The following is a 442-nucleotide window of genomic DNA, read 5'->3' as shown; positions in this document are numbered from 1 at the left end:
TAACGGCAAGCTCGATGTGCGGGCCCTGCCGGCACCGGACTATCAGGACGGCGATAGGTATCGCGCGCCCGTCGGCGCGGTCGAAGAGATTCTGGTCGGCATCTATGCGCAGGTGCTCGGCATCGAGCGGGTGGGGGTCGACGACTCGTTCTTTGACCTGGGTGGTGATTCGTTGTCGGCGATGCGGGTCACCGCCGCAGTCAACAAGGCTTTGCGGGCGGGCCTGGCGGTGCGGACCTTGTTCGAGGCGCCCACGGTCGCCCGGCTGGCGCCCCGTATCGGTGCCGGTGGCGGGGGCCTGGAGCCGTTGGTGGCCGGTGAGCGGCCGGCGGTGGTTCCGCTGTCGTTCGCGCAGAACCGGTTGTGGTTCCTCGATCAGCTCCATGGCCCGTCACCGGTCTACAACATGGCGGTGGCGCTGCAACTGCGCGGCCGCCTGGAC

Annotated in this window: 1 protein-coding gene; it reads left to right on the top strand. The window is 68.8% G+C overall.

Features of this window, described 5'->3' with window-relative positions; genetic code table 11:
• The coding region (locus AC5Y30_RS25485; RefSeq protein WP_499922086.1) for a phosphopantetheine-binding protein at positions 1-442 on the top strand (442 nt) is incomplete at both ends.

It is taken from the genome of Mycobacterium sp. NGS27 (assembly GCF_059813005.1).
This window is presented reverse-complemented; position numbering and strand designations above follow the sequence as displayed.